The 10,096-nt window shown below is 50.9% G+C and carries 13 protein-coding genes and 1 pseudogene; 8 read left to right on the plus strand and 6 right to left on the minus strand.

Translation table 11 applies throughout. From position 1 onward, the window contains the following. Positions 1 to 164 precede the first annotated feature (164 nt). Entirely contained in the window at positions 165 to 881 is a 717-nt protein-coding gene (locus tag ACR3FE_RS26550) for a DUF2270 domain-containing protein (protein WP_458210868.1), read from the minus strand. A gap of 437 nt (positions 882 to 1,318) precedes the next feature. Next, complete coding sequence (locus tag ACR3FE_RS26555; RefSeq protein ID WP_458210869.1) at positions 1,319 to 2,521, minus strand: AI-2E family transporter; 1,203 nt, start codon at positions 2,519 to 2,521, stop codon at positions 1,319 to 1,321. A 220-nt stretch (positions 2,522 to 2,741) separates the two neighbouring features. Between ACR3FE_RS26555 and ACR3FE_RS26560 the strand changes: the two genes are divergently transcribed. Together ACR3FE_RS26560 and ACR3FE_RS26565 are read left to right on the plus strand one after the other, a co-directional pair. Next, positions 2,742 to 3,032, plus strand: coding sequence for a DUF378 domain-containing protein (locus ACR3FE_RS26560; RefSeq protein ID WP_458210870.1), 291 nt, complete (start codon positions 2,742 to 2,744; stop codon positions 3,030 to 3,032). Positions 3,033 to 3,533: 501 nt separating this feature from the next. Continuing rightward, positions 3,534 to 3,713 (plus strand): hypothetical protein, encoded by a 180-nt coding sequence (locus ACR3FE_RS26565; protein WP_458210871.1) that lies wholly within the window; start codon positions 3,534 to 3,536, stop codon positions 3,711 to 3,713. A 100-nt stretch (positions 3,714 to 3,813) separates the two neighbouring features. Here the strand turns inward: ACR3FE_RS26565 and ACR3FE_RS26570 are convergent, their stop codons facing one another. Next, a complete protein-coding gene (locus ACR3FE_RS26570) occupies positions 3,814 to 4,050 on the minus strand; it encodes a hypothetical protein (RefSeq protein ID WP_458210882.1) in 237 nt (78 codons plus the stop codon). 302 nt (positions 4,051 to 4,352) lie between these two features. Here ACR3FE_RS26570 and ACR3FE_RS26575 point away from each other — a divergent pair, with 302 nt between their 5' ends. Next, positions 4,353 to 4,604 (plus strand): AbrB/MazE/SpoVT family DNA-binding domain-containing protein, encoded by a 252-nt coding sequence (locus ACR3FE_RS26575; RefSeq protein WP_435159182.1) that lies wholly within the window; start codon positions 4,353 to 4,355, stop codon positions 4,602 to 4,604. Then, positions 4,601 to 4,942: a type II toxin-antitoxin system PemK/MazF family toxin gene (locus ACR3FE_RS26580; protein WP_458210872.1), complete on the plus strand. Its 342-nt coding sequence runs from the start codon at positions 4,601 to 4,603 to the stop codon at positions 4,940 to 4,942. Before ACR3FE_RS26575 ends, ACR3FE_RS26580 begins: the two co-directional genes overlap by 4 nt. A 63-nt stretch (positions 4,943 to 5,005) precedes the next feature. On the opposite strand, the gene ACR3FE_RS26585 is transcribed toward ACR3FE_RS26580, so the two are convergent. After that, positions 5,006 to 5,395, minus strand: a complete 390-nt coding sequence (locus ACR3FE_RS26585) for an SWIM zinc finger family protein (protein ID WP_458210873.1) — start codon at positions 5,393 to 5,395, stop codon at positions 5,006 to 5,008. 77 nt (positions 5,396 to 5,472) lie between these two features. Between ACR3FE_RS26585 and ACR3FE_RS26590 the strand changes: the two genes are divergently transcribed. Together ACR3FE_RS26590 and ACR3FE_RS26595 are read left to right on the plus strand one after the other, a co-directional pair. After that, complete coding sequence (locus ACR3FE_RS26590) at positions 5,473 to 5,970, plus strand: winged helix-turn-helix domain-containing protein (protein WP_458210874.1); 498 nt, start codon at positions 5,473 to 5,475, stop codon at positions 5,968 to 5,970. Between the two features lie 54 nt (positions 5,971 to 6,024). After that, positions 6,025 to 6,420, plus strand: a complete 396-nt coding sequence (locus ACR3FE_RS26595; protein WP_458210875.1) for a toxin-antitoxin system TumE family protein — start codon at positions 6,025 to 6,027, stop codon at positions 6,418 to 6,420. A 1,336-nt stretch (positions 6,421 to 7,756) separates the two neighbouring features. On the opposite strand, the gene ACR3FE_RS26600 is transcribed toward ACR3FE_RS26595, so the two are convergent. Beyond that, entirely contained in the window at positions 7,757 to 8,185 is a 429-nt protein-coding gene (locus tag ACR3FE_RS26600; RefSeq protein WP_458210876.1) for a pyridoxamine 5'-phosphate oxidase family protein, read from the minus strand. Between the two features lie 345 nt (positions 8,186 to 8,530). On the opposite strand from ACR3FE_RS26600, the gene ACR3FE_RS26605 reads away from it, so the two are divergent. After that, on the plus strand, positions 8,531 to 8,746 hold the full coding sequence (locus ACR3FE_RS26605; RefSeq protein WP_458210877.1) for a hypothetical protein: 216 nt from the start codon (positions 8,531 to 8,533) through the stop codon (positions 8,744 to 8,746). Between the two features lie 298 nt (positions 8,747 to 9,044). Here ACR3FE_RS26605 and ACR3FE_RS26610 read toward each other — a convergent pair whose 3' ends face one another. Then, positions 9,045 to 9,617 (minus strand): SprT-like domain-containing protein, encoded by a 573-nt coding sequence (locus ACR3FE_RS26610; RefSeq protein WP_458210878.1) that lies wholly within the window; start codon positions 9,615 to 9,617, stop codon positions 9,045 to 9,047. Positions 9,618 to 9,881: 264 nt separating this feature from the next. Here ACR3FE_RS26610 and ACR3FE_RS26615 point away from each other — a divergent pair. Further along, positions 9,882 to 10,096, plus strand: a pseudogene (locus ACR3FE_RS26615) (DoxX family protein); the annotation flags it as partial.

Below are 10,096 nucleotides of genomic sequence, written 5' to 3' on the forward strand. Positions count from 1 at the left end.
CGGCCGCTGATTGTCGAGTTCGAACGTACATGCGTCCACTCACTCATGAATCAGATCATGAATCAGCCGTCGATCGTATCGATAAGATCCATCATCGGCAGTCGAAGAAGTAACAATCCCGAGGATTCCCTTGAGCAGTCCGTCTTTCAGGCTGAAGAAAAATATTAATCTGATTTCTTCCATTCTCCGGGTTCAGTGTCGTTGAATTCGCCTTTCGACTGCCGCTCACGCGGCCAGAACGCAATTGAAACCATTATCGTGTAGAACAGTCCCACGGCACCGAGTACAACGATTCCTGGTATCGTTCCCACTGCAGCCGTTTCGAGTAGTGACTGGTTCGAGAAGGCAGTGAGTTTGAAGATCCAGGCAGCGAGCATGAGCATGAAAAATGGAAGATAAATCCGGCGGAGCCGCCGTGCAAGTGCTTCCATATAGGGTGTTTTGATGGTCGGGTTTCGATAGTCCTCACTGAGTTGACGCCGCCAGTCGCGATGCTCGACACCTTGAGAGGGGTCAAGCGCGTTCGCAAAGAGATTTTCTTGGAGCATCCGTGCCCGCGCCCGATACACGTCGTAAGCCTGATAGCGCCGGGCTTCGATCCCCAAGAACATGGCGATCACCACCATTCCAGTGAGGAGAATCACGTGCTTGCCCTCGGTCGAAAAGGCGTAGATAAGGATCGCTGAGATGATCGTCACCGCCCAGTTGATTGTCTCATCAAGCCGGCCACGCCATGTCGTGACCACGCTCATCTCCCCACGATAGAAATGCGCCACAACCGACCCAAGACCCGTACTCTTTGAAACCATCTCGCGGCCGATCTCGCGTTCTTCACGCTTTTCCGGGTCAAACTCGTCCCAATCCCTGTCATCGTCACTCATAATCGTCAGAGAATTCAGTGTACGTTCGTAAAACACCGCTGCCCGCGTATCTGAACGGATTCATAGGAATACTGAGAAAATTGAACGACTTCTTTTGTTCTGACTACGTGAATGGGTCACTCGCCAGCGTATCTTCGAGATCTTTGTCAAAATTTAGATTGTAAAAATCACTTAAAAACGTAGTACGCTGGCTGGATTATATTTGAGAGTTCAGTGAACACTGTATTTGTTATTTCCATGACTCTCATCGCTAGCCCAGCAAAGATTAAGGCTTTGATAACAGCGATCGTCGTTACGTTTCCAGTGTCACTGGTAGATCGCAAAGCAGCTTCAACTCGGATGCCCGAACTGTCCCACAATTCTTTCGCTGAGATGCGTTTAGGTACATTAATTCCTATTGCATCTAGTGTCAATTTCGACTCGAAGTGTGTCTCCTGTTAGTCGACATCGTCGTTACCATTCGTATCATCGAAGGGCTCCTCATCATTGTGCTTCGTTTCATCGCCAGCGTCGACCTTTGCGTCGGTTGGATCCGTCCCAATAGCCGTTGTCTCTGTCGGTATTGGAGAGAACGGTAGTCCGTGGATGAGGTCGCTCAGAACGATGTTTGCGAATTGAACGACGAGCACGAGCAGGAATGGCCCGAGAAAGAGGCCGTACCAGCCGAATAATACCGCACCAAGAATGTAGGCGAACAACACTGCGCCCTTGTGCATGGTTTGCCCGGAAATGTACGGCCGGACAATTGACTGGGGGAGAATATCGAGTAAAAGAAAGGCTACAATGAGAAATGCGACAGGATAGATAAGGAGACTCGTACTGGACTGAACTGCCTGCCATGCCAGGAATACCACTGCAGGCACATAGACAAGTTTCCCTACGATCAGCGGGATGAACGTCGCTAGTCCGGTGAGAATGGCCAATAACGTCGGAAATGGGAGAGTGACAACCGTTGGGGCGAGGAAGTTATACCCATTGTAAATAATGATCGAGCCGATCGTCACCGCGAGGACAGTGAGGACATTGCCAAAGTACACGACCTCGAGATCAGTATCGACACCAACAAGATACGCGTATGCGGCGGTGTCACGGCCTCCGACCTCTGTACGATACCAGGACTGGAGACGGTGTCCATCGCTGTAGAGAAAGAAGGCAAATGTCAGTGCCAGCGTCAGGTGAAGCAATCCGGTTGAAATCACTCCGAGAACCCCTAACACCGTCGTGAGGCCCTGTTGAATCTGTGAAAATTGACCAACGCGACTCACAAATTGTGGGAGATTTTGGAGAACCGCAGTGAACGACTGTTGATTGCCTGGCAGGTGTTCCAGCAGCAAATCCATCGTGTCGGGGCTAATGGTTGCGGTGAATTCCTGAACCGCGATGATGCCAGTGTATCCAAGCAGAGCTAGCGTTGGGAGAACAATACAAAGAAGTGTGATTGTCGCGGCCGCTCCCCGGGAGTTGACGTATCGTTGGATTCGCCGATTGACTGGCCGCGCTCCGTAGTAGATAAACAATCCAAAAATGAATGTTCCAATGAACGAAACTAGAAACAGCCCGACGACTCCAGCTAATACGACGGCAACGAGCCACCACCCAACGCGTTGTCGATCAATTGTGGGCGATAGCTCAAGAGACATGAATCATAGTTTCTTTCTGTTGATTTTATAGCTGTCGCTCACAACTGTTGATACGACCGGTGATGTCGATTGGTTTACATTTATCCATTATTTTTCGTTTTAGGTGGAAACGCTGGAATACCAGGGCCAAACCAGATACAATCAGCAAATAACAATGCTGCTTGCTCTCCTTAGTTCTCCCGCTATGGCTACGAACTCTAACACGAGGTCGAACGATGGTATGCGAACGAACGGATTGGACTGGTTCAGCATGCTTCTCGTCATCATCGGCGCGCTCAACTGGGGAATTCTCGGAGTGACCGAGTTGACTGCGGCACGAATCAACATCGTCAGGCAGACGATGGAGCTGTTATTTCTGCCCGACGTCGCGCAAATTGTCGCGGACTTGATCTACATATTCATCGGTCTAGCGGGATTATATTTCATCTACACCAGTTACAAAATCCGTCGTGCAAACCGTCGAACACAGCAGCAAACGACACAACAGACGGAACCGCAACAATCCGAGTAACCGAATTAGGTCACTATGCCTCGGTCTTGCACATCTCCTTTACCAAATGTATAAATAGTGACCACAATTTGAGCTATGTCCTTCGAAACAGGGTTTCCAATGTGGTATTACTTCTCGTGAGTCTGCTCGCCATGCCGGAGAAGCAGAGGAATAAAACCACCGGCTGATAACGTCATTGCCGTACGAATATTTGCTTCTTCATCAGTTACCCGATACGTCTTGGCTTGTTCTGGATGTTACCGATGGTACTGGCTTGGGACATGTCTCTTGCTCTCAACTCCGGTGTCTGTTCCGTTTATAGGTTATTCGTTATTTAGTGTCTATCTTGTGACAGTGTGACCTTAACAATTCCATCGTCATTCGAGAGGTGATAACACTGGGGGACACCCTCGCCTGGGACGATACAGCCACGTTTCTGGATAACTATCGCCGCATCATAGGGCTTTGTCCGTGAGGTGATTAACCCGCCACGTTATGCGCGTTGCCCGCCTACTGTTCTTCATGGCGACGATTGTCTATCAAGGCGTGGACGAACCCGTTTCGGAAGAGATCGACGATGAGAAACTGAACTATCGAGAGAACCACTGGCAGATCCATCACGGTGATGATGAGTACACGTACATCCCTAGAGAACGCGTCTATACGGTAAAAATGATGGACCCACACTTCATAGAAGAGTGAATTGATTCACTAGTCTATGCTGTGAGCTCTACGAGAGCGCTGCGAAAAACAATTGTTCTCAGTGCCCTTTGCGCCATCCAGGAGCGAGGTAGAACACATCTCATACACGGACACCCCAGAAGAACGCGATGCCGAGGACAGTGACGACCGACAGGAGCAACTGTAACGGCGCACCAACGCGGATGAAGTCCGAGAATTTGTAGCCACCAGGCCCGTAGACGAAGAGGTTCGTCTGGTAGCCGACCGGCGTCATGAACGCCGTTGAGGCGGCGAACTCGTTCGTTGTATCCGCGCTTTCCGTCAGCGTTCGCTGGTCGGTGATATCTGTGAATGTCAATAGATTATCTGTATCAATTAAACCTAACAAATTGTTTATCTTTTCATAGTTCTTATAGACACTATGGCATTCCCAGATTCATTCTTCGTTGTCCTTGGAATCGCATGGCTCATAGCACTCATAGTAAGCTATGGTGGATACCGTACTGGACGAATGACATCCAAACGTGCAAAACAGGGGGATGAGAATGTCTCTTATCTGGATTTTATTTGTAGTTCTTCGGTTAATCGGCGACCTCCTCGTTGTTTCTCCATAACTCACCCGGTGCACTTATAGATATGAAAAACATATGAATTTGTGTAATGTCACAGGATACACGGCGCGTCGGGGACCGGGGACAAGTCACGATCCCAAAGTGGATTCGAGAGCAAGAAGATATCCACGGGGGAGACGAGGTCATCGTGGAGCGTGAGGACGGCAAAATCGTGATCCGGAAGCCGAATGGCGTTGACCATGAGGAACTCGCGAAAGCATACAAGGACAACGCCGAACAAGCACGGGAAATAAATGAGGAATGGGAAGGGGCATCGAGAGAGGCAAACGACTACCTATGAGCGTCTCTCGCGGTGATATTGTTCTCGTAAATCTTGATCCCACAAAAGGCTCCGAAATCAAAAAGACTCGTCCAGCAGTTGTTATCCAAAACGATACTGGCAATCAGTATTCGCCTACAACAATCGTTGCCCCGATGACAAGGACACTCTCACAATATCCGTTTGTGGTTATTCTTCGTGCAAGCGATGAAGATATCGACAAGGATTCTGCTGTCCAACTCGATCAAATACGGACGGTTGATATTGAAAAGCGTATTGAGCAAACCTTTGGGCAGGTTAGTGACGAAAAAATGGCTGAAATCGATGCGGCGATCAAAGTGAGTCTCGGTTTAGACTGAAACCGTCGTTATACACTGAGTATAGGATTTTCAAGATATGCAGTATAAATACTGAAGCGGTGGTTAGTCCGGCAGTTCTGTCCGTCCTGTTCTCACGCACGGCCAGCACGGGAAGCCACCGAGGCTGTCACAGTCGCAGTTGTCAGGTTCGGTATCGTCGTCGTCCTCCGATGGGAAGGCGTCGAGCGTCCCGTCGTCGGTTGCGGTTTCGACGGCGGCCATATGTTTGCAAAAGGCGTTGCGGTGGACGTGGTGCGGGCACGTGCAGGCCATCAGTTTCTCGGTCACGTCGTCGGTGAAGACGGTGTACTGGTGGTCTGCCGGGTTCTCGTGACTCTCGTTGGTGACTTCTATCTGTCCGGGGGCTTCGACGTCGAAGGAGAATTGTTCGGTCTGTGCGCGTTGCTGTGCCGTCTCGTTAGCGTCACTGACTACATTATTATCAAGAAGCACTCAGTAAATCCGACACCAGTAGATAAGAAATACGACTTTGAGAAAGATATTTTACGTAGTGGCACGCAGTACTACGTATGACCGATATCAACGAGCAAGTCAAAGAGGAATGGAAAGCCACCACAACAGGCAGGGAGCGAGTCAAAGAGATACTCACCGAAACCACGGAGTACACAAAAGCTAGTGCCATTGCAAAGCAGGCCCTGGTGAGTGAGCCAACCACTAGAAAATACCTGACTGAACTCGTGGACGAAGGTATTGGTAGCACTCACCAGGATGGGCGCACGACACTATACAGGCGTAATGAAGGCCACCGCATCGACAACCGTATTAAAGAACTCCGCAGGACCCACTCGCATCGAGATCTCATTGCAGGCATCCAAGAGATGAACGAGACACTGCAGGAGTTTCGAGAAACCTACGACGTCGAGAGTCCAGAGGACCTCGCAATCGAGCTTGAACCCGGTGATGACGGATGGAACGATCTTGGGAGATGGCGGTCAACGAGACAAAATCTCGCTCTTGCAAAAGCTGCGCTGCAAGTAGACGAGGCCCATCGGCTTGCGGAAGCCTGATCCATGGCGGACGATTGGACGTATGTTGATACTGGCGCTCCAGACCAGGATCTCATGAAGAGAGCACGAACAGTTGCCGAAGAGTACGAACCACTCATTACCGATTCTGAGTTTGATAACGCTCTGAATCCAGAGACGCTTCATCTCTACGTCGCAGACGGTATTACCACAGATAGCGGCCGGTTTGATATCACGTGGACGGACAAACACTACTACCGCTATCATTACACCGAAGGAGACGACTTCAACTATCGCTACGACTTCCATCCTCGACGAAACCTCCCCACAAACCACTTTCACGAACCACCAGATGCAACCCATGGTGATACTGTTCCATCCTGTATCGAGGTCACAGCAGTACGACTTGTCACTCTCGCTGTCCTCCAACTCTGGCGGGATGCGGTGGATGCTGATGACCTTACACGCCTCCAGCAACCAAATCCACCATAACGTACAATTTCGGTGAGAGCTACTTAAACGAGAATTCGGTCAGTGACTGTCGCCCTTCTCGACGTGTAGTGACCCACTGCACTCACCACAGCTGTACTGCTCGGGGTTCCGGACGGTCTTCGAGCGTCGATACCGCGGAATCCGACCGCCGCAGTCCTCGCAGACGAGCCACCACTTGGGTGTAGTGAAGCGTTCGCAGTGTTGCGAGGTATCAAGATCGTCCGTCCAGCGGGTGAACGTTGCCCCGTGATCCGCGTCGCGAATTCGATGTCTGTTTGAATCGGCGTGATTACAGTGGTCGTCCCAAACCCACCAAGTGCCAATACGCCAAGTCCGCCAAGCATTTTCCGTCTGCTAATCACCATGCAACCGACGATTTGTAGGTCAATAGTAAATACTTTGTAGAGTGATATTATGGTTGAGAGCAACTAAATCAGCTCAATAACCGATGAGAGCTGACGGGAATATGCTTAATCAATGATAACGATCCAGCTACTCCCATTGCCGTTTGCAGCTCTGCTGAGTGTCTTCGGTGGCGTCTATTTGGATAGTAGGCTAATACTTCGAGTGAGCGCGACGAGCAGGGACGATTCGCGGAGCAAATTTCAGCACACGGTAGGGTGGAGCCTCCTTCCTCAACGAACGAAATGAGTAGGGAGGAGAGGAAACCCGTTCGAGAAGGCTTAATACGCCCGAAACCATATGATAATTCACTACTGCCTTGGCACAAGTCCGAGAAAGTAGGTGTCATGAGTAAACTGGCACCTGTGGTGCGGGAGTACCGCACTCTATACTCGGAACGACGACCGCGAACGTGACGCCTTTGGCCTCTCCGTCCCCATTTTAGGGCAGAGCGAGAGAACATCACCAGAATGCAAAGCGTTCTGGTTAGCAGCCAGAAATCAGAGATTTCTGGCCACACCGGGAATTAAATCGGCGGGACAATCCTCGTCGCCGGTCGGAATAGGACGTGTCAAAAACACACCCATGCCGGTGGCAGGACGGAAAGAGAAAGCCGGGCCGCGTCCATGCATGGGGTCCCGGGGCACAATGTCGGTGCGGAAAAGCCCAGTCCTCAAGGAGTGACCGACCGCCGCAAGGCGAGAGGAAGCGAGTAGGACGGGGTGGTTTACTGTCAGGTCACGATTCGAAAGCATTGTGATTCTTCACGGTCAGTCAGCCAACAATTCATCTCCGTGATTGACCACCAATCTGAGGAGTGATGCAATTTCATAGACGTTCGGTCCGCGACGAATATGGATGATGTACTCAGCAGCGGTACCTACAGCAACAAAGACTGATTCAATTCAGCTCCAGGGTGCAGCTCTGAAGAGCTTCATTCGTAGACTTCTTCTTTCCGTTCGATCCCTTGGAGTTCGTCGATCTGCAGTTCCCACCCTTGGATTGATTCGATAGCGCTAGATTGTTCAAAGGCTCTCATGAACCAGCCGTTATCATCTAATGTGTCGATGAAGTGTTCCCACTCCTCGGTCTCACTATCGAGCGACCTAACTGACCCAGTGATAGCTATACTTTGCCAATCGAACCGGCCACGAATGTCTGTAACCAGGAGCCGAGCGGTCACTCCTTCGTCAATATACTCCATTTTCGTTGGATTCGGGCTATCCTCAAGAAAACCGAAGTAGATGTGCTCACCGTCGTATCCGAACGAGATTGGGATACTGTACGGTTCTCCTTCTCTGCAGAGTGACACAATCCCGTAGCCTTGTGACACCAGCAGCTTATCTATGTCCTCGCTACTCATCGGAACCCCGGTGAACTGAGCGTATGGATTACTCGACATTTTGGCTCTCTATACGAGTCAACTTCCAGCCTCAACAAGCTTTGGGTGGGCAAATCGGCGCTATTGAAACCATCAAGCGTGGATCGGTTCACACATGCTTGCTGAATATGCGTCCTGTATCTTACCGTTTCCTATATCTTGCACGATATGTATCTCAGATATCGGGAAGTTATCTGAGCGACTGTCTGGACTCTTTTGCTAATCCCTATTAGCAACGGTTTCTCAGCTGCAGATAACGAAGTGGAATACGAACCATGAATATTTAGGTCAGAAATCAGAACTACAGGTAATAGCACACTCGCTGTGATGGAAAACGAAGAGGATCGAATCCTCTCTGAAATGTTCGGTCAAGAATTCCAGCAAGCACGGACTGTCCTCGTTCACAAGCATCTTCCCCGGCTCGTTGCAAGCGATCTCGTCACCTATCGAAAAGAAGCGGAGAGGGTTGCACTGATGACAACGCCAGCTGCACGACGGCTTCCTGAGTACTTGGCTACGCTTGACGCCGTGGAAATCGGGTGAACGGCTGCCGTTAGTCGATGGAAAATAGTGGCGGCCTCACTGTGTTCGGGATCGTCCCAGTCTATGAGTGGCTTTTGAGTGAGGATCAGCTATTCACCGGTACTCCAGTTTTGCATCGTCTAAATGGGTCCAGGAGTGTATGCAAAGATGGAGATCCAGATGCTAGTATAGAATACTAACTTCAACGTAAACAGCGAACTCGCTGCAAGAGAAACGATACAGAATACCGCACAAGCCGGTAGTCCGCGAAAATCTTCCTCGTAGCTATCTCTTGTCGCGAGAACTACTTAAGCGAGAATTAGGTCAGTGGCCGTCGCCTTCTTCGACGCGAATCGACCCCCGCACTCACTACAGCAGTACTGCTCAGGATTGCGAACGGTCTTCGAGCGTCGATACCGCGGAATTCGACCGCCGCAATCCTCGCAGACGACCACCACTTGGGTGCAGTGAAGCGTTCGCAGTGCTGTGAGGTATCGAGGCGATCCGTCCACCGGGTGAACGTCGAACCGTGATCCGCATCTCCGAACTCGTGGTACTGCCAGGCATGGATGAGTTCGTGCCGGACGGTTGCACTGAATTGCTCCCAGCCGTGTTGTTCGTAGGCCGTCCAGGTCAGCGCAATCGTGATTGCCTCTGTTGTCGGGTTGTACTTCGTGACGCCTGCCTGTCGTTGGGCTCGGTGTGAAACCTCCCACTCAATCGTTTCGACCGGCAGATCAGGGAAGTGCTCGGCGGCGACATTCGTTGCGTGCTGTCGTGCTCGGTCGAGGAGGACCGTCGGGGTCTCGGAAATATCGTCGGTCGCAGTGCTCGCGCTTTCTGTGAGCGTTCGCTGCTCGGTGATCTCTGTGAATGTCAATTGGCGTGCCATGGATAAAAAAGACTGAAGGGGTGGTTAGTTCGGCAGTTCCTTTCGTCCCGTTCGCACGCAGGGCCAGCACGGGAAGCCACCGAGGCCGTCACAGTCGCAGTCCTCTGGTGGCCCGCTCTCGTCGCCATTCACCGAGACAAAAATGAGTCGATAGCGAAACTAAATAATTTCTATAACCAATACAAATCCATGACACGGCCTATCTAAATACACTTATATACTTTAACGTTGTTTTAGAAGGTAGGAAGTTTTTCTTCCGATACCATGACTGCATCCACCATCTCTCCAGATACTCGCAACACCTTCGAAAGCACCATCGGTGGCTACACGGTCGGCACCCGTGCGCACAGCCTCTCAGCTTGGTTCGTCCTCGCGCTTCGGCTCATGATGGGGTGGGCGTTCGCCTACTCCGGATTTACGAAGATCGTCGCAGTTGAACCATTCAGTGCTGGCGGCTACCTTACCAACGTCGCTGCGAC

The organism is Haladaptatus rarus (assembly GCF_054177585.1).